The 18861-nt window shown below is 75.3% G+C and carries 15 protein-coding genes; 9 read left to right on the top strand and 6 right to left on the bottom strand.

All coding sequences use genetic code 11. From position 1 onward, the window contains the following. Positions 1-291: 291 nt before the first annotated feature. Complete coding sequence (locus AB0F52_RS47835) at positions 292-1122, bottom strand: SDR family NAD(P)-dependent oxidoreductase (RefSeq protein WP_360186055.1); 831 nt, start codon at positions 1120-1122, stop codon at positions 292-294. Continuing rightward, the gene (locus tag AB0F52_RS47830; protein WP_360186053.1) at positions 1119-2123 is read right to left on the bottom strand and encodes an alpha/beta hydrolase family protein; all 1005 of its coding nucleotides are present in this window, start codon (positions 2121-2123) and stop codon (positions 1119-1121) included. Before AB0F52_RS47830 ends, AB0F52_RS47835 begins: the two co-directional genes overlap by 4 nt. Before the next feature lie 386 nt (positions 2124-2509). Here AB0F52_RS47830 and AB0F52_RS47825 point away from each other — a divergent pair, with 386 nt between their 5' ends. Genes AB0F52_RS47825 through AB0F52_RS47810 form a run of 4 tightly spaced genes read left to right on the top strand, consistent with a single transcriptional unit; the run spans position 2510 to position 10793 of the window. After that, positions 2510-3190, top strand: coding sequence for a hypothetical protein (locus AB0F52_RS47825; RefSeq protein ID WP_360186051.1), 681 nt, complete (start codon positions 2510-2512; stop codon positions 3188-3190). 18 nt (positions 3191-3208) lie between these two features. Then, positions 3209-4912, top strand: a complete 1704-nt coding sequence (locus AB0F52_RS47820) for a fatty acyl-AMP ligase (protein ID WP_360186048.1) — start codon at positions 3209-3211, stop codon at positions 4910-4912. Continuing rightward, positions 4909-9339 carry a beta-ketoacyl synthase N-terminal-like domain-containing protein gene (locus tag AB0F52_RS47815; protein WP_360186045.1) on the top strand — a complete coding sequence of 1477 codons (4431 nt, stop codon included), beginning with the start codon at positions 4909-4911 and terminating at the stop codon, positions 9337-9339. Before AB0F52_RS47820 ends, AB0F52_RS47815 begins: the two co-directional genes overlap by 4 nt. Further along, positions 9330-10793, top strand: a complete 1464-nt coding sequence (locus AB0F52_RS47810; protein ID WP_360186042.1) for an MFS transporter — start codon at positions 9330-9332, stop codon at positions 10791-10793. Before AB0F52_RS47815 ends, AB0F52_RS47810 begins: the two co-directional genes overlap by 10 nt. A 25-nt stretch (positions 10794-10818) precedes the next feature. On the opposite strand, the gene AB0F52_RS47805 is transcribed toward AB0F52_RS47810, so the two are convergent. Next, positions 10819-11277 carry a MarR family winged helix-turn-helix transcriptional regulator gene (locus tag AB0F52_RS47805; protein WP_360186039.1) on the bottom strand — a complete coding sequence of 153 codons (459 nt, stop codon included), beginning with the start codon at positions 11275-11277 and terminating at the stop codon, positions 10819-10821. Positions 11278-11331: 54 nt separating this feature from the next. Between AB0F52_RS47805 and AB0F52_RS47800 the strand changes: the two genes are divergently transcribed. Together AB0F52_RS47800 and AB0F52_RS47795 are read left to right on the top strand one after the other, a co-directional pair. Next, positions 11332-11775: a nitroreductase family deazaflavin-dependent oxidoreductase gene (locus tag AB0F52_RS47800; protein WP_360186036.1), complete on the top strand. Its 444-nt coding sequence runs from the start codon at positions 11332-11334 to the stop codon at positions 11773-11775. Then, positions 11772-12971 carry an FAD-dependent oxidoreductase gene (locus tag AB0F52_RS47795; protein ID WP_360186033.1) on the top strand — a complete coding sequence of 400 codons (1200 nt, stop codon included), beginning with the start codon at positions 11772-11774 and terminating at the stop codon, positions 12969-12971. The genes AB0F52_RS47800 and AB0F52_RS47795 overlap by 4 nt, the downstream gene beginning before the upstream one ends. On the opposite strand, the gene AB0F52_RS47790 is transcribed toward AB0F52_RS47795, so the two are convergent. Next, a complete protein-coding gene (locus AB0F52_RS47790) occupies positions 12941-13402 on the bottom strand; it encodes an SRPBCC family protein (protein ID WP_360186030.1) in 462 nt (153 codons plus the stop codon). The two genes, AB0F52_RS47795 and AB0F52_RS47790, sit on opposite strands and share 31 nt — an antisense overlap. 86 nt (positions 13403-13488) lie before the next feature. Between AB0F52_RS47790 and AB0F52_RS47785 the strand changes: the two genes are divergently transcribed. Continuing rightward, positions 13489-13923 (top strand): DUF4383 domain-containing protein, encoded by a 435-nt coding sequence (locus tag AB0F52_RS47785; RefSeq protein ID WP_360186027.1) that lies wholly within the window; start codon positions 13489-13491, stop codon positions 13921-13923. Here the strand turns inward: AB0F52_RS47785 and AB0F52_RS47780 are convergent. Then, positions 13874-15103 (bottom strand): glycosyltransferase 87 family protein, encoded by a 1230-nt coding sequence (locus AB0F52_RS47780; RefSeq protein WP_360186024.1) that lies wholly within the window; start codon positions 15101-15103, stop codon positions 13874-13876. The genes AB0F52_RS47785 and AB0F52_RS47780 overlap by 50 nt on opposite strands. A 118-nt stretch (positions 15104-15221) precedes the next feature. Here AB0F52_RS47780 and AB0F52_RS47775 point away from each other — a divergent pair, with 118 nt between their 5' ends. After that, positions 15222-15446 carry a hypothetical protein gene (locus AB0F52_RS47775; RefSeq protein ID WP_360186021.1) on the top strand — a complete coding sequence of 75 codons (225 nt, stop codon included), beginning with the start codon at positions 15222-15224 and terminating at the stop codon, positions 15444-15446. Between the two features lie 62 nt (positions 15447-15508). Further along, entirely contained in the window at positions 15509-16708 is a 1200-nt protein-coding gene (locus AB0F52_RS47770) for a cysteine desulfurase-like protein (protein WP_360186018.1), read from the top strand. Positions 16709-16843: 135 nt separating this feature from the next. On the opposite strand, the gene fusA is transcribed toward AB0F52_RS47770, so the two are convergent. After that, positions 16844-18799, bottom strand: a complete 1956-nt coding sequence (gene fusA / locus AB0F52_RS47765; RefSeq protein ID WP_360186016.1) for an elongation factor G — start codon at positions 18797-18799, stop codon at positions 16844-16846. Positions 18800-18861 lie beyond the last annotated feature (62 nt).

The following is an 18861-nucleotide window of genomic DNA, read 5'->3' as shown; positions in this document are numbered from 1 at the left end:
CATTCACCGCACTGTTGCCGCACAGCCTCAGCCACCACCTCACCGCTCCCCTCCGGCGCCGGGAGTGGCCAGGCCGACTCGGCCAGACGCCCGCCGCACCACCGCCGAGCCCCCAACCACGCCTCACCGCTCCGCCCCAGCCCAGCGAGTGGCCAAGCAGACACGGCCAACCGCCCGCCGCACCACCACCGAGCCCCCAGCCACGCCTCACCGCCCCACCCCACCCCAGCGAGTGGCCAAGCAGACACGGCCAACCGCCCGCCGCACCACCACCGAGCCCCCAACCACGCCTCATCGCTTCGCCGCCGTCAGGTGGTACCGCAGCCGGAACGGCAAACTCGCCAGCACCGCCGCCAGCCGGGCGTCCGGGCCGACCAGGTAACGCGGGGCCGGGCGGCGGGCCGTCAGCGCCCGGACGACCGTCTCCGCCGCGCGGCGTGGCGGCACCCCGGTCCGGGCCGAGCGGGCCGCGCTGCGTTCCGCTGCCGCCAGTTGCTCGCCGTACCTCTCCAAGGCCGCCGCCGGCAACCGCTCGCGGACCTCCTCCGCCGCCGCGCGGGCCCGGGGCCAGATCGGCGTGGCCACCGCTCCCGGCTCGACCAGCACCACCCGGATCCCCTCCGGGGCGAGCTCCGCGCGCAGGCTGTCGGTCAAGCCGACCAGGGCGAACTTCGACGTGTGGTACGGCCCGACCATCGGGCCCGCGATCCGGCCGCCGATGGAGCCGATCGTCACCACGCGCGGCGATTCCGCGCGCCGCAACGCCGGGAGCATCGCGCGCGTCACCGCCAGCTGACCCGTCACGTTCACCTCCAGCTGCTCCCGGAACGCCACGAGCGGCACGTGCTCGAGCGGCCCCGGCCGCGCCACACCGGCGTTGTTCACCAAGCCCCGCAACGGTCCCGCCGCCGCGACGCGCTCTCCGCACCGGGCGACCGACTCCGCGTCACGCAGGTCCATCCGCAGCACCGTCACCGCGTCGCCGTACGCACGCTCGAGGTCCGCTTCGTCCGCGTCGGTGCGTACGCTCGCCCACACGTGCGCGCCCCGCCGGACCAGCTCCGCCACGCAGGCGCGGCCGATCCCGCCCGCCGCCCCGGTGACCACGTAGGACGGTTTCACGACGCCAGCACCCGCAGCATCCGCGGCCACGTCTTGTGCAGCTGGTCCTGCCAGTACGCCCACTGGTGCGTGCCCGGCCCGTAGAGGTCCGTCGTCACCGGGACGCCGAGGTCGCGCAGCCGGCCGGCCATCGCCGTCGTCTGGGCACCGCAGAGGAACTCCAGGAGCATCGCCCCGGGCAGGACGTCGATCGGGAGCTTGGCGTCGAGCGGGCCCGGCAGCCCGTTGCCCGCCGAGAGGTACAGCTCGGTGCCGCGCAGGCGGTCCGCGTTCACCAGCGGGTCGTGCGCTTCCCAGCGCGCGGCCTCGCGGCGGCGGTCGCCCCACAGGGCCTCGGGGTCGAGGTGGGCCGACGCGACGATCGCGCTCGTCAGCAGGTCGCCGCCGGCGCCGGCCGGGTTGACGTTGCCGCTGAAGGAAGCGGCGTACCGGAACACGCCCGGCCGCCGCGCGGCGAGTTCGAGCGCGCCGTACCCGCCGAGGGACAGCCCGGCGGCCGCGCGCCGGCCGTTCCCGCGGTAGCCGCGGTCGATCAGCTGTGGCAGTTCGACGGCGGTGAAGGTCTCCCACTGGTTGAGCGCGAGGTCCTTGCCGTAGTTCCACCAGTCGCTGAAGAAGCCCGCGGATCCCGCACCGGGCATGACGACCAGGACACCGGCGTCGTCGGCGAGCCGCCGGACGTCGGTGTTCGCGCTCCAGCCGCGGTAGTCCTGCAGCCGGGTCTCGCCGGCCAGCAGGTAGACCGCCGCCCAGCGCCGGTCCGGCTCGGCGGCCCAGGTCCGCGGCAGGATCAGCCGGACCATCGTGTACGCCCCGGCCCCGGCCGAGCGCACGGTCAGGTCGAGCACCCGGGCGTCACCGTCCACAGTGGTCTGGGCGACGACGTGCGAGCCGTCGTCGGCCCGGGCGTCCGGGACGCCGGCCGCGGCCGAGGCGGGGGTGCCGGGCAGCGCGCACGCCGCCGTCGCCAGCGCCGCGAACCACCTCACAAAAGGGCGCATGCGTTTCCTTTCCCGATCGCTCGAAGGTGCCGCCAAGCTAAAGGAAAGACGGCCGCAAAAGCAATTGTCCTGTCCACGATGTGAGCGGACAATGTGAATACCAGGGAAACGAACTCCCCCGCACGGGTGAGGCGGCGGTCGCGCAGGGTGACCAATCTCGGACGGCCGTGCCACAACCTGGCACCGAACTCGCCAGTAACCTGCAATTCAGCAGCTCACCCGCTGTGCCCGGAGATGTTTACGCGGTCTTGAGGTGCTTCCGGTAACCGATTTCCCAGCGTAGCCTTCGCCGTGCCGCCGGATCGGACGTCACTCGAGGCGTCCCCGGCGAAGGGTTCCAGCGCAGGGGCCGCACCTCCCCGAGAATGCTCCCGGAAGGGTTCTTCATGGCTGCCCGAATTCGTTTTCCTCCGGCCGGCTTCGCCGTCCTCCTGATCGCCGCGGCCGCCGTGGCCACCATTTCACCCGCAAAACCGGCCACGGCGGTCCCGCTTTTCGGGCCGCCAGCCGGGCCACCCGCCGTACCTCCGGCCGCGCTGCTGCCCGCCGAGGCCGTTCCCGGGCAGCCCGCGGCGCGCGACGTCTTCGACGTCGCCACCGCACTGTCCACTTCGGACCGCAGTGCCGGCGGGGAGTGCGCCGACGTCGTCCACGGCCGGCTGCTGCGCCCCGGCGCGGTCAGCGGCCAGGGCTTCCAGACGGCGGTACCCGGCGGGCAGTTGTCCGAACTCGTTGCCCGCACCCCACAGCTGCCGGACCTCACCGCCTGGGCCGCGCAGGCGCGCCGCTGCGCCCGCGTCACCGCCGACGACCAGGACCTGCCCACGGTTTCGACCACGACCGTCGCGGCCGGGCCCACCGTTCCCGGCGCGCAAACCCTGTCCTACCAGCAGGTGCTGACCCTGCCCGGGCAGCCGGCCGAGCTGCCCGGACTACGCCTGCGCACCGTCGCCATCGCCGCCGACGGCGTGCTCGTCCTGCTCCGCGACGCCGGAGCGACCGACCTCGACCTCGACACCCTGGCCGTCGCCGCGTGGCAGCACGCGGCCCCGCGGCTGGGCCGCTAGCACCCGCAAGGAGAACCCATGTCCCAGGAGAACTTCCCGGCGGTGGGCGGCGACACCCTGACCGCGTGCCTGCGCCACTGGGCGGCGACCACGCCCGACGCCCCCGCCCTGACCTTCGCCGACTTCGCCGAGGACCCCGCGGGGCGGCGGCGCACGCTGTCCTGGCGGCAGCTGGCCGAGCGCGTCGACGCCGCCGCGGGCGCGCTGCCGGTGTCGCCGGGCGACCGGGTCGCCGTGCTCTGCCCGCAGGGCCCGGACTACGTCATCGGGTTCCTCGCCGCGATCACCGCGGGCGCGATCGCGGTGCCCCTGTTCGATCCGGGCCTGCCCGGCCACGCGGGACGGCTCACCGCGGTCCTCGCCGACTGCGCGCCCTCGGCCGTCGTCACCACGGCCGCCGCCCGGCCGGGTGTCGAGGAGTTCGTCGGCCGGGACACCGCCGTCGTCGCGGTGGACCGGCCGGAACCGGTGCGAACGTGGCCGGCGCCCGCCGCGGCCCCGGACGACGTCGCGTACCTGCAGTACACCTCCGGTTCGACGCGCAGTCCGGCCGGCGTGGTGCTGACCCACGCGAACGTGCTCGCCAACGTCACCCAGGCCGTGCGCGGCCTCGGCCTCGACCCGGCCGCGGCCACCACGGTCTCCTGGCTGCCGCTGTTCCACGACATGGGGCTCGTCCTCGGCCTGATCACACCCCTGGCGCTGGGCCTGCGCTCGGTGCTGATGGACCCGCTGGCGTTCATCGAGCGGCCGGTCCGCTGGCTCGAGCTGCTCGGCGACCACGCGGGCAGCTGGAGCGCGGCCCCGAACTTCGCCTTCCACTACTGCGCGAGCCGGATCCGCGAGGCCGACCGCAGGCGGCTGCGGCTCGGCCGCGTCACCGCGATCGTCAACGGCGCCGAGCCGATCAACCCCGACGTCCTCGACCGGTTCCACACCGCCTTCGCCGCCGCCGGGTACCGGCCGGAGCTGACCCGCCCGGCATACGGGCTGGCCGAGGCCACCGTCTTCGTCACCACCGGCCCCGCCGCGACCCCGCGCGTCACCACGTTCGACCGCGACGCCCTCGCCACGGGCACCGCGCGGCCGGCCGGGGACGGCGTCCGGCTCGTCGCCTGCGGGGCCCCGGCCGGGCAGCTCGTCGCCCTCGTCGACCCGGACACCGGGGTCGTGCGCCCCGACGGCTCGGTCGGCGAAATCTGGGTGCACGGACCCAACGTCGGCGCGGGGTACTGGCGGAAACCCCTCGAGAGCACCGAAACCTTCGGCGCCCGGCTGGCCGGCGACGACCGGTCCTGGCTGCGGACCGGCGACCTCGGCGTCCGCCACGAGGGCGAGCTGTACATCGCGGGCCGGATCAAGGACCTGATCATCGTCGACGGCCGCAACCACTACCCGCAGGACGTCGAAGCGACCGCCGCGTCGGCCGACCCCGCGATCCGCCCCGGCAGCGTCGCCGCCTTCGCCGTCGCGGGCACCGACACCGAAGCCGTCGTCGTGGTCGCCGAACACCGCGGCCACGCGGAGCTGACCGAACCCGCCGAACGCGCGCTCGCCGCCGCGATCCGGCGGCTGATCTCCGACGCGCACGGGCTGGCGCTACGGGACGTGCTGCTCGTGCCGCCCGGGCGGGTCCCGCGCACGTCCAGCGGCAAGATCGCACGCGGCGCCTGCCGCGACCGCTACCTCGCCGGCGACTACGGAAAGGCACTGGCCCGATGAGCGAGCCGACGACCGACACCCTGCGCCGCTGGCTCCTGGACACCGTCGCCGAGCACACCGGCGTCACCGCCGAGCCCGACCGGCCGCTCGGCGACTACGGCCTGTCCTCCCGCCAGGCCGTCGGCATCGCCGCCGACCTCGAGGACCGGCTCGGCCGGCGGCTGCCGGCGACCCTGCTGTGGGAAAGCCCGACCATCGACCACCTCGTCCGCAGCCTGGCCGGCCCCGAAGAGCCGGACGTCCCGCCCGCCACGGACCGCCGCCGGACCGACCCCGTCGCCGTCGTCGGCCTGGGCTGCCGGTTCCCCGGTGCCGACGGCCCCGGCCAGTTCTGGGACCTGCTGCGCGACGGACGCGACGCCGTCCGCACCGCGCCGCCGGGCCGCTGGAGCGCCGAGGCCGCCCCGGTGCTGGGCGGGTTCCTCGGCGACGTCGCCGGGTTCGACGCCGAGCACTTCGGCATCACGCCACGCGAAGCGGCGACGATGGACCCGCAGCAGCGGATGCTCCTGGAGGTCACCTGGGCGGCGCTGGAGCACGCCGGCATCGCGCCGGCATCGCTGCGCGGCAGCCGGACCGGCGTGTTCACCGGCATCGCCACCCACGACTACGGCCACCTCACGATGACCGGCGGCTCGCCGGACCTGTGGACGGCCACCGGTGCGGCGGGCAGCATCGCGGCCAACCGGCTTTCGTACGTCTACGACCTGCGCGGGCCGAGCATGGCGGTGGACACGGCGTGCTCGTCGTCGCTGGTCGCGGTGCACCACGCGGTGCGCGCGCTGCGTGACGGCGACGCGGACCTGGCGCTGGCGGCGGGGGTCAACCTCATGCTGCTGCCGGGCCCGACGGCGGCGTTCGCGGCCGCGGGCCTGCTGGCGGGCGACGGCCGCTGCAAGACCTTCTCGGCGGCCGCGGACGGCATCGCGCGCGCCGAGGGCTGCGGCGTCGTGGTGCTCAAACGCCTCGCCGACGCCGAAATCGACGGCGATCGGGTGCTCGCGGTGATCCGGGCCTCGGCGGTCAATTCCGACGGCCGCTCGAACGGCCTGGCCGCGCCGAACCCGCTGGCACAGCAGGCGATGCTCCGGGAAGCGTACCGGGCGATCGATCCATCCACTGTGGACTACGTGGAAGCGCACGGCACCGGCACGTTGCTGGGCGACCCGATCGAGGCACGCGCGCTGGGCGCGGTGCTGGGCGCGCGCCGGGCGGCCGCAGCACCGTTGCTGATCGGCTCGGTGAAGACCAACATCGCCCACGCGGAGGCGGCCGCGGGGATCGCCGGGCTGATCAAGGTGGTGCTCGCGATGCAGCACGGGATCCTGCCACCACAGCTGCACTTCGCGGCGCCGAACCCGCACATCGCGTTCGGCTCGCTGGGGCTACGGGTGGTGACCGAGCCGACGCCGTGGCCCCGGCACACCGGCCGCGCGACGGCCGGGGTGTCCGCGTTCGGGTTCGGCGGGACGAACGCGCACGTGGTGCTGGAGGAGGCCGCGCCACCGGGCCTGGACCGGGAGCGCGGCCGGCCCGGCAGTGGCGCTTCGAGACCGAACGGTGCCCAGCCGTTCGGCACCCGCGTTGCGGGGCGGAACGGTGCCCAGCCGTCCGGGGCCGGCGCTCCGGCGCGAAACGATGCGCAGCCGACCGGCTCCGGCGGCAGCGTGCGGATCGGTCTGCTGTCCGCCCGGACCCGCGACCGTCTCACCGAGCGGGCCACGCAGCTGGCGGACTGGCTGGACTCCCCCGCCGGGCGCCGCAGCTCGCTCGCCGATGTCACCCACACCCTCTGCCGGCGCGACAACTCCGGCCCGCACCGGGCTGCCCTCGTCGCCGCGGACCACCGCGAGCTCGCCGCGCTGCTGCGAGCCGTCGGGGATCGCGCCGACCCCCTGCCCGCCGGTGCCGTCGCCGGTGCCGCCGTCGCCGGGGAAGGGCCCGTTTTCGTCTTCTCCGGGCACGGGTCCCAATGGGCCGGGATGGGCCGGCACCTCCTGGCCGTCGAGCCCGCCTTCGCCGCGCAGGTCGACAAGCTCGGCGACGCCTTCACCGAGCACACCGGACGGTCGTTGCGCTCGGTCCTCACCGGCGCCGCTCCCCGGACGCTGGCGGAAACCCAGCCGGCGATCTTCGGGACGCAGGTCGCGCTGGCCGCGCGGTGGGAGGCGTTCGGGGTCCGGCCCGCCGCCGTCCTCGGGCACTCGCTCGGGTCCGCGGCCGCGGCCGTCGTGGCCGGGGCGCTGACCGCCGACGAGGCCGTCCACCTGGTCGCCACCCGCGCCCGGCTGCTGGAGACGGCCGGTCCGGGCGGCGCGATGGCCGCGGTGGAGCTGACGCCCGCCGAGCTCGCCGGGCACCCCGGTGTCGAGCTCGCGGTCGACTCGGCGCCGGGGCAGGTGACCGTCGCCGGGGACGCCCTGGTGCTCGACCGGCTCGTCGCCGAGCTCGAGACCGCCGGGCGGAGCGCGCGACGGCTGCCCGTCGGGGTCGCCGGGCATTCGGCCGGGGTCGAGCCGGTCCTCGGCGTCCTGCGCGACGCACTCGCCGAGCTGGGCGGCCGGCGGCCGCTGGTGCCCTGGTACGACACGGTGCTGACCGACCCGCGCGAGCTCCCGGACTTCGACGCCGGCTACTGGGCCGCGCACCTGCGCCGCCCGGTCCGGTTCCGCCAGGCGGTCACCGCGGCGGCCGCGGACGGCCACCGCGTGTTCGTGGAGGTGTCCCCGCACCCGATCCTGCGGGGTTCGCTGACCCGCACCCTCGAAGCGGCCGGGATCACGGACGCGGTGGTGACGGGCACCCTGCGCCGCGGCCAGGACGAGGTCCGCGCCTTCGCGGCGGCGGCGGGCACGCTGTACTGCGCGGGCACCCGCATCACGGCAACCACCACCCCGGACGACGGCGCCCAGCTCACGGACGTGCCGCCGATGCCATGGCGCCACGAGCGGCACTGGTACACGGACACGCGCACGGACACGGACACCGTCGAGCACTGCCCGGCCACCGCGACCGCCTCCGCCACAGCCGCCGGACCCGAGACCGCAGCCGCGAGTCACGCGGCCAGGCTCGCCGCACCAGCGACCACGCCTACCTCTGCCGGAGCCGCCGGGCCCTCCGAACCCACCGCACCAGTCACCGCCGGCGATCGGCTCGCCGCCATCGTCGCCGCCGTCATGGGCCTGTCTCCCGACCGCCTGGACCCCGATGTCCCGCTCGTCGACCTCGGGCTCGACTCGCTCATGGCCAACCGGATCCGCGAAACCGTCCGGCGGGAACTCGGCGCCGAACCCGATGCCGCCGCCGTTCTCCGGGGGGCCACTCTCGCCGACCTCAACCGCGATCTCGCTCCCCGGGGCGACGAGCCGCCGGCCCGGGGCCGGGCCTGGGACGCCGCCGACCGGCTGGTCCTCCGGCTCTGGCGGCAGCACACCGGCACCGAGGCCGCCGGCCCGCACGTCCGCCTCACCAGCACTCCGCAACCGCAGCAGCTGGCCCAGTTGCTCGCCGACGGCCTCGCCACCGAACTCGACACCCCCGTCGACCCGGCGGACCTCCTGCGCCACGACTCGCTCGCCGCCGTCGCCGATGTCGCGCGGGCCCTCCTCGACACCCGCGAGGCACGCGGGCCCGTGCACCTGCTCGAGCCCGGCGACGCCGGCACCCCGCCCCTGCTGCTGTTCCACCCCGGCGGCAGCACCTGCACCGTCTACCGCCCGCTGCTGGACCGGCTGCCCGCCGGCGTGCCCTGCGTCGGCTTCGAACGCGTGCCCGGCGCCGGCATCGAGGACCGCGTCGAACGGCTGCTGCCGCTCGTCCGGGCCCGCGTGCCCCACGGCCCCTACCGCCTCGCCGGCTGGTCGTTCGGCGGTGCCCTCGCCTACGGCGTCGCCGCGCGGCTCGCCGACGAGGGCGAGCCGGTCGAGCTCGTCGCGCTCATCGACACCATGCTGCCGCTGCCCGAACCGGACCTCGATCCGCGCGCGTCGTCGGCCCGGCGGTTCCTGCGCTTCACCGGCTACGTCGAAGGCACCTACGGCCGGACCGTCCGCCTCGGCCACGACGAACTCGCGCCGCTGCCCGAAGAAGAACAGATCGAGCTCACCATGCGCCGGGTCGCCGAAGCCGGGTTGCTCAGCCCCGGCGTCCTGCGGCACCAGCACCAGTCCTTTTTGGACACCCTGGCCGCGGAACGCGGGACACCGCGGCCCTACGACGGCCGCGTGGTGCTGTACCGGGCCACCGAACCGTACGCCGCCGGGCTCGCGATGGAACCGCGCTACTCCCGCACCGACCCCGCGGCGGGGTGGGACCGGCTGTGCCCGCGGCTGGAGATCGTCCCGGTCGCGGCGCACCACCTGTCGGTCGTCGACCCGCCCCACGTCGACGTCGTCGCGCGGCACCTCGCGGACCTGCTGTGGCCGTGACGCACGCGAGCGTCCGCGCGTGGCCGCTGCTGGCCGTGCTCGGCGCCGGCCTCTTCCTGGTCGCGGTGGACGCGACCGTGCTGCACGTCGCGCTGCCCGACCTCGTCCGGCAGCTGCGGCCCGGTGCGGCCGCGCAGGTGTGGATCGTGGCGAGCTACCCGCTCGCCGCGGCGCCGCTGCTCCTGCCGTCCGGCACGCTCGGCGACCGCTTCGGACGGCGACGCGTGCTCATCACCGGCTACGCGGTGTTCGGGGTGGCGTCGCTCGGCTGCGCGCTCGCCCCCGACGTCCCGACGCTGCTCGCCGCGCGCGCGGCTCTCGGCGTCGGGGGCGCCCTGATCATGCCGGTGACGATGGCGCTGCTGCGGGAGCTGTTCCCGGACCGGCGGCGGCGACGTACCGCCATCGCGGTGTGCAGCGGCATCGCCGGGACCGGCTCGGTGTTCGGGCCGGTCCTCGGCGGGCTGCTCGTGCAGGCGTGGGGCTGGCGGGCGACGTTCCTGGTCAACCCGCCGGTGATCGTGGCCGCGGTCGCGGCGGCGCTGCGGTGGCTGCCGCGCAGCCCACCCGGACGTGCGCCGTGGGACGCGCTCAGCGCCGTGCTCGCGGCCGGCGGGGTACTCGGGATCGCCGCCGCCGTCGGGCCGTCGGGGGGCGGCTTCGCGGCGGGGGCCGCCGGGTGCGTCCTCCTCGCGCTCTTCGTGCGCCGCCAGCGGCGGGCCGAAACACCCCTGCTGGACCTGGCCTTGTTCCGGCGGCCGGGGGTACCGGCCGCCGCCGGCGGGATCCTGCTCGTGATGAGCACCCTGGTCGGGCTCGGGCTGCTGCTCGCCCAGTACCTCCAGGTGGTGCTCGGCCTTTCCCCGACCGCCGCGGCCGCCCGGCTGCTGCTCGTGCTCGGCGCGTCCGCGGCCGGCAGCGTGGTGGCGCCGGCGCTGCTGGAGCGGTTCGGCAACACCCGCGTCCGCACGGCGGGGTTCGCCCTGGCGGCGGCCGCCCTCGGCATCCCGGCGGCGGGCGGGCTCGTGTCGCCGTGGTGGCTGGGCGGGGCACTGGCCGGTTCGGGCTTCGGTATGGCCCTCGCACTGACGTCGAGCACGGACACGCTGCTGTCGGCCGCCCCCGCCGACCGGGCGGGCGGCGCGGCCGCGGTCGAGAAGACCGGCTACGAACTGGGAGCGGGCCTCGGCACGACGGCGTTCGGCTCGCTGGCGGCGGCCGTCTACGCGGCCCACCTGGTGGTGCCACCCGGCGTGCCCGACGCGGCGGCACGGCTGGCTTCGGCCGGACCGGCACAGGCCGAAGCCGCGGCTCACGACTTCGCGGCGGCCACCGAGCTGCTCACCGCCGCGCGGGCGGCCTGCACGGCGAGCGTCCAGGTGGCCGCATTCGTCGCTTGCGGGCTTTTCGCCGTCGCGGCTTTGTTTTCGGTTTTTCGAAGAGCTGCCGTATAGGTCGTTATACGACCAGGACCGCTGATTAACCCGCGCCCGGCGGCTCGGCGGCGTAGGCACGGAGGATCTCCGTGGTGTCGCCCAGGAACCGCGCCACCACTTCCGCCTGCCCCGGTGCCAAGCCGTCGGTCAACCGGGTGATGGCGTCGACGAGCGGGGCCAGCGCGGCCCGGACCTCGGTGCGGGCCGCCTCGCTGACGACGAGGGTCACCCGCCGCCCGTCGCGCGGGTGCGGGTCGCGGCGGACGTGCCCGGCGGCCTCCAGGCGGTCGACGAGCACGGTGGCCGACGCGGACCGGATCTTGAGCGCGTGCGCGAGGTCGACGGTGCCCATGGGCGTGCCGACGGCCAGGTGCTGCAGCGCCTGCACGTCGGTCGCCCCGAGGCCGAGGCGCCGGGCCAGGGCGATCTGGACGTCGTGTGCGAGGGCGAGGAGCTCCCGCAGGGCGAGGTTCACCCGGAGCGCCACGGGAGTGTCTTCCACCCGGTCATTCTAGGTTAGCTAGACAATCTAGCTAGTTTTGCTACCGTGGCAGACGTGGACGTCCGAGCGATGAACGCCGAACTGACCGCGAAGCTGATCGATGCCCCTGCCGAGCCGCCGCCGGACGGCGGGTACGCCCTGCGCGTCGTCGAGACGCGCGGCCGCCGCACCGGCGAGCCGCGGCGGGTGCCCCTGGCCGTGGTGGCGCACGACGGCGGGCAGTACCTCGTCTCTCCGGTCCGCGACCGCGACTGGGTGGAGAACCTCCAGACCACGCCGGAGTGCGCGCTGCTGTCCGGCGGCCGCCGCGAGGATCGCCGGGCCGATCCGGCCGGCGGCGAGGAGGCGGCCGCGGTGGTCGCCGCCTACCTGGCCGCGATGTCGGTGCCGTGGGCGATCCGGGCGTTCCCGGTCCCCCAGGACGCAACCCCCGCTCAGATCCTCGAGCACCTGCCGGGCATGGCGGTGTTCCGGTTGTCCACAGTGGACGAGCCGTGAGCGTCGCGATCGCGGGCGGCGGCCCGGGCGGGCTGCTGCTCGGCTACCTGCTCGCCCGCGCCGGCATCGAGGTCACCGTGCTCGAATCGCGGTCCGATTTCGACCGCGACTTCCGCGGCGACTCGCTGCACCCGTACACCCTCGAACTGCTCGACCGGCTGGGCCTGGCCGAGGACCTGCTCGAACTCGACCACTTCAAGGCGCGCTCGTTCCGCTTCCACACCCCGGCCGGCGTCTACCGCGCCGCCGACTACGACCGCCTCCGCACGCCGTACGGCTACGTCGCCCTGATGCCCCAGGTGCGGTTCCTCGACTTCCTCGCCGAGCGGGCGAGCGCCCTGCCGTCCTTCACGCTGCGGACCAACGCCAAGGTCACCGGGCTGCTCGAAGCGGGCGACGGCACGGTGACCGGCCTCCGCCACCGCGGCGGCGAACTCGCCGCGTCCGTCGTCGTCGGCGCCGACGGCCGGTACTCCACCGTGCGTCGGCTGGCCGGGCTCGAAGCCCGGTCGCTCGGCGCGACCACCGACCTGCTCTGGTTCCGGCTGCCCCGCTCCCCCGCCGACCCACCGGACGCGGACCTCGACCTCTACTTCGGGCGCGACGCCTACATCGGCGTCCTCGGCGGCGTCCGCGACTGGCAGGTCGGCTACAGCATCGGAAAAGGCGCTTACCCCGCACTGCGCGAGCGCGGGGTCGAGCCGATCCGCGCGTTCGTGCGCGAACGCGTGCCGTGGCTGGCCGGCCGGGCCCACCTGCTCACGGACTTCTCGCAGACCACGCTCCTGTCGGTCGACATCTCGCGCGTGGACCGCTGGTACCGGCCGGGCCTGCTGCTGCTCGGCGACGCGGCGCACGTCATCTCCCCGGTCGGCGGCAACGGCATCCTGATGGCGATCCAGGACGCCGTCGCCGCGGCGAACCGGCTGGTCCCCGCCTTCCGCCGCGGCGGCGTCACCCCCGCGGACCTGGCGGGCGTGCAGGCCGGCCGCATCCGCGCGATCGAGCGGGTGCAGGCCGGCCAGGTGCGGGTCGAACGGCGGGCGGCCGCCGCCCGGGCCCGCGGCCGCGGCGCCGCACCTCCGAAGCTGCTCAAGTACCTGTTCGCCGTGCCGGCGGTGCGCACCCGGGGCGCCCGCGGCAACGCCTACGGGCCGTTCCCGCCTCAGCTGGACGAGTCCCTCTTCTCGTCGTAGGAGGTCCAGCCGCCCTGGCCTTCGGCCGCCTCGACGTCGGCGTCGGCGGACGCGGCGTGCGTCATCGCGGCGACCGTGCGTTCGAGGCCCTGCTGGACCTCGTCCCCGTCGGCTTCCCGGACGCTGTGCAGCGTGACGGTGATTTCCGAGGACGCCGGGCCGTCGTCGCGGATGCGCAGCTCGCCGTGGTAGTCGTCCGGGCCCTCCGCGCCCCACTTCAGCGACCGGGTCGCCGCATCGGTGTGCAGCCACGCCTCGCTCGCGACGCGGTTGCCGTGCACCTCGGCCTCGACGTGGACGCTGTCCCCGCCCGTCGGCTCGGCGACCTTCATCTGCGGGAAGTACCGGGGCAGGTTCTCCGGGTGGCTCAGGAACGCGAACAGCTCGTCCGCGGGGATGTCGGCGGTCGCGCTGTGGCGGTACTCGGTCATCGTTTCGCTCCTCGTCGGGTCCGAATCGTGCCCGGATACCCGTGAAGTGGTGCTTTAAAAGGGGTCGGGCGGGGAACCCCGAAGGCATGACGGCCACTGAACCCGAGACCCGGGCGCCTCGGCGGGGTCCCGCCCCCGTCCAGGGCATGGGCATGCTGATCGGCCTGCTGTTCCTCGTCCTCGCCGCGCTGGAGCTGATGGCCGGGGTGCCGGCCGGCGGCGGCCCGCGCGTGCTGTTCGGCGTCCTCGCCGTCTCCGGCGTGTGGACGCTGGTGCACCTGCTGACCGGTGCCACCGCGGTGTTCTGCACCCGCTCCTCGCGCTGGGCCGCCCGGTTCCTCCTGGTCGCCGGCGCCTGCTATGCCGTGGTGGGGCTCGCCGGGCTGCTCCCGCTGCCGCACGTGATCACCGACGCGCTGCCGCTGAACACCGGGGGGATCTGCTTCGACCTGGCGCTCGGCACGGCGATGCTCATCCTGGGAGCGGGCTGGCTCCGGCGCGGACCGGCACGACGGCGCTGACCGGGTCGGCCCGCCGCGGGAATCGCACCAGCACCGCCGTCAGCAGCACCGCGAGTCCGAAAAGGACATAGCCGTTCCCGGTGAGCTGCTGGAGGAAGGTCCACTGCCGTTCCACCTCCCCGCCGCGCGGCCACCACCACTGCGGCCCCGCGACGAAGAGCACCGCGCCCGCCCCGGCCAGGACCGCGAACCCCCGCCGCCGCGTGCGGCGGGCCAGCTCCGCCCAGCCGAGCAGGACGACCACGGCCCAGACCCAGTGGTGCGTCCAGGAGATCGGCGAGACCAGCAGCCCCCCGATCGCGTTGAGGCCGAGCGCGACGGTCTTCTCCCCCGCGGCCAGCGCGCGCCGCACGCCCAGCGCCGTCAGCACGAGCACCACCGCCACCAGCGGCAGCCACCACGCCGTCCGCGCCTCCGGCGGCACCCCGGCCCTGGCCAGCAGCCCGAGCAGCGACTGGTCGCCGGCGTAGGTCGGCTCGCCGACGCGGCCGGTGTCCCACAGCGCGCCCGTCCAGTACCGCACCGAGTCCGCGCCGGCGAGCAGGAAACCCACCGCCGTCGCGGCCAGGAACGCCACGACGGCGGTCACCGCGGCCCGGCCGTCCCGGCGGAGCAGGAAGTACAGCAGGAACACCGCCGGCGTCAGCTTCACCGCGGCGGCGAGACCGATCAGCAGGCCACGCGGCCAGCGCGGGGTGTCCACCAGGACGTCCAAGACGACCAGAACGAGCAGCAGCAGGTCGATCTGCCCGGCGTACAGCGTGCGCAGCACCGGTTCCAGCACCTCGGCGGCCAGCAGCAGCGCCGCCACCCGCCGCCAGTTGCACCGGGCACCGAGTGCGCGCAGCACCGTCACCAGGACGACCGCCAGCACGCCGAGCGTGAGCAGGGTCAGCGCGAGGCAGGCGGCCCAATACGGCAGGAGCGCCAGCGGGGCCAGCACGATCGCCGCGAACGGCGGGTAGGTGAAGAGCAGGGACTGACCGTCGCCGGTGGGCGGCAGCGTGCCGTAGAGCGCCTGGCCGTGCAGCAGCGCCGCCGAGCCGAGCCGGTAGACGTCGAGGTCGACGCGGTAGGCCGGGAACCGCCACCGGCCACCGTTGTACGACACGAGCACCGCCACCAGCACGAGCAGCTGTGCTCCGAGCAGCACGTACTTGTTCCCCAGCCTGACCCGCACCCCTGCTCCCCCTCCGGTCACCCCACGCATTCTGTCGGGTCCCGGGGCGGGCACCATCCGGGAAACCCCCGAACCGACCCCCGGGAAAACCGGTTGCCGCCCGTGCCACCCTGGGCGGATGGGGACACCGGACGGCTTCGCCTACCGCGACGAGCGCGGCACCGTGACGATCACCCACCACGGCCGCCCGGCGGGCACGCTGCGCGGGGCGGCCGCCGCCCGGTTCCTGGCCGCGGTGGCGCGGGGTGACGACCAGCAGCAGCTGATGGCCCGCGTGACCGGCAACTACAAGCACGGCAACGAGCGCCGGGCCCGGGAGCACCCCCGCAACCGCGGACGCTGACGTTCGGGACCTCCGCGGCGGGGATCTTGAGGCCGGTGGCCGGGGTTCGGCATGCTGGCGGCGTGACCTACGACGTTCAGACGATCCGAGCGCACTTCCCCGCCCTCGACGGCGGCGCCGCCCACTTCGACGGCCCGGGCGGCTCGCAGGTCCCCGGCGTCGTCGGGGAAGCTGTGGCCGCCACGCTGTGCGCGGCGATCGCCAACCGCGGCGTCGTCACCGCGGCCGAGCGCCGGGCGAGCGCGGTCGTCGCCGCAGCCCGCCAAGCCGTCGCCGACCTGCTCGCCGCCGACCCGGCCGGCGTCGTCTTCGGCCGCAGCATGACGCAGCTGACCTACGACTTCTCCCGGACGCTGGCCCAGAAGTGGGGTCCCGGCGACGAAGTCGTGGTGACCCGCCTCGACCACGACGCCAACATCCGCCCGTGGGTCCAAGCCGCGGCGGCGGCCGGCGCCACCGTGCGCTGGGCCGATTTCGACCCGGCCACGGGCGAACTCGCGCCGATCGGCGGGCTGCTGTCGGAGCGGACGCGGCTGGTCGCGGTGACGGCGGCCTCGAACCTGCTGGGCACCCGCCCGGACATCCCGGCGATCGCGGCGGAGGTGCACGACGCGGGCGCACTGTGCTACGTCGACGGCGTCCACCTGACCCCGCACGCGGCGGTCGACGTCACCGCACTCGGGGCCGATTTCTACGCGTGCTCGCCGTACAAGTTCCTCGGGCCGCACCTCGGCGTGGTCGCGGCGGCGCCGGCGTTGCTCGAGACACTGCACCCGGACAAGCTGCTGCCGTCGGCCAACGCGGTGCCGGAGCGGTTCGAGCTGGGCACGCTGCCGTACGAACTGCTGGCGGGCACGACCGCGGCGATCGATTTCCTCGCGGGGCTGGTGCCGGGGACGGGCTCGCGCCGGTCGCGGTTGCTGGAGTCGATGGCGGGGCTGGAGGGGCACGAGAACGCGCTGCTGGCCCGGCTCGGCGCCGGTCTGGCTTCGTTGCCGGGGGTGACGCGGTACGGGGCGCCGGAGCGGCACCGGACCCCGACGGAGTTGTTCTCCGTGGCGGGGGTTTCCTCGCAAGCGGTGTACGAACACCTCGGGGCGCAGGGGGTGAACGCACCGGCGGGGAGCTTCTACGCGATCGAGTGTTCGCGGCATCTGGGGCTGGGCGACACGGGGGCGGTCCGGGCGGGGATCGCGCCGTACACCACGGAGGACGACGTGGACCGGCTGCTGGCCGGGATCGAGTCGCTCCCCCGCGCCTGAGCGTGGCCCCGCGGCGATGTCGCGAATGACTCATTCGGGACGCCGGAGGTCCCGAATGAGTCATTCGCGACGTTCCCGCGCGGGGATCGACGCCGGGTGGTGAGCCGGGGTTCTCCCGGCTCACCACCGTCGGCCTCACGGCACCGGCGCGAACCCCGCCGGGCGGGCGGTGAACGTGCCGCGGCCCTGCGTGCGGCTCTGCAGCCGGTTCGCGTAGCCGAACAGCTCCGCCACCGGCACGGTGGCCGTCACCACCGCCGAACCCGGCCGGACCGCCGAGCCGGCCACCCGGCCCCGGCGGGCGGCGAGGTCGCCGAGCACGCCGCCGACCACGTCGGGCGGGACCGTCACCGCCACCTCGGCCACCGGCTCGAGCAGGCGCAGGACCGACGAGCGCAGCGCCGCACGCAGCCCGAGCCGGCCCGCCGTGCGGAACGCCAGGTCCGACGAATCCTTCGGGTGCGTCGCCCCGTCGACCAGCGTCACCCGCAGGCCCGTCACCGGGTGGCCGCCCAGCGGCCCCTCGGCCAGCGCGTCCCGGCAGCCGGCCTCGACCGCGCGGACGTACTCGCGCGGCACCCGGCCGCCGACGACCGCCGAGGCGAACTCGAAGCCCTCCGGCGCCGGCGAGACGTCCAGCACCACGTGGGCGAACTGGCCCGCCCCGCCGTCCTGCTTGACGTGGCGGTACACCAGCCCCGTCACGCCGCTGACCACCGTCTCGCGGTAGGCCACCGAAGGACGGCCCACCGCGACCTCCAGGCCACGGTCGCGGCGCAGCCTCTCCACCGCCACCTCCAGGTGCAGCTCACCCAGCCCGGACAGCACCGTCTGCCCGGTCTCCGGATCGACCCGCACGACCAGCGACGGGTCCTCCTCGGCCAGCCGCGCCAAGGCCGCCGTCAGCCGCTCGCCGTCGCCCGCCCGCCGGGGTTCGACCGCCACCGAGACCACGGGATCCGCCGAGACCGGCGGTTCCAGCAGCACCGGGTCGCCGGGCGCGCCGAGGGTCGCGCCGACCCGCGCCGCCTTCGGCCCGGCCACCGCGACGATGTCGCCGGCCACCGCACTGTCCACTTCGGAATGGCGGTCGGCCTGCACGCGCAGGACGCGCGCGATGCGCTCGGTGCGTCCCGCGTCCGTCACCTGGTCCCCCTTCCGCAGCGTTCCCGAATACACCCGCAGGTACGTCAGCCGTCCCGTCGCCGTCGAGACGACCTTGAACACCAGTGCCGCCGGCGGCGCCGCCGGGTCGGCGGGCCGGTCGGGCCGCACCGGTAGGACGTCCGCCGGCGACGGCAGGTACGCGACGACAGCGTCGAGCAGCGGCTCGATCCCGCGGTCGCGGTAGGCCGCCCCGCACAGCACGACGAGCCCGTCGCCGCTGAGGGTCAGCTCCCGCAGCGCCTTCTCCAGCGTCTCCGCCGAGACCGCGCCGGTGGCGCAGAACTCGTCGAGAGCCACCGGGTGCAGCTCGGCGACCGCCTCCTCCAGCGCGCGGCGCCGGCGGCGGGCTTCGGCGACGAGCTCGTCCGGCACGTCTTCGTCCCGCAGGCGCAGCAGGTCGACGACGCCGGTGAAGCCGTCTTCGCGCCCGATCGGCAGCTGCACGACCAGCGGCACCGGGTGCAGCCGCGCCCGGATCGAAGCGACGGCGGCATCGAGGTCGGCGCCCGCGCGGTCGAGCTTGTTGACGAACGCGATCCGCGGCACGCCGTGCCGGTCGGCCTGCCGCCACACGGCTTCGCTCTGCGGCTCGACCCCGGCGACGGCGTCGAACACGGCGACGGCGCCGTCGAGCACCCGCAGCGACCGCTCGACCTCGGCGGTGAAGTCGGCGTGGCCGGGGGTGTCGATGAGGGTGAGCCGGTGGCCGTTCCACGTGCAGCTGACGGCCGCGGCGAAGATGGTGATGCCGCGGTCGCGTTCCTGCGGGTCGAAGTCGGTGACGGTGGTGCCGTCGTGGACCTCGCCGGTCTTGTGGGTGGCGCCGGTGCGGCGGAGGATCCGTTCGGTGACGGTGGTCTTGCCCGCGTCGACGTGGGCGAGGATGCCCAGGTTGCGGACGGTGGCCAGGGGTCGGTTGCGCACGACACAGTCCTTTGTGGACGAAGTGATCAGGACGGCGCGATTCCCCGCGACGGGGGTTCAGG

The organism is Amycolatopsis sp. NPDC024027, from assembly GCF_040638975.1.
Classification (GTDB): domain Bacteria; phylum Actinomycetota; class Actinomycetes; order Mycobacteriales; family Pseudonocardiaceae; genus Amycolatopsis.
Note: the sequence above shows the minus strand (reverse complement) of the source record. Positions and strands in the feature narration are given on the sequence as shown.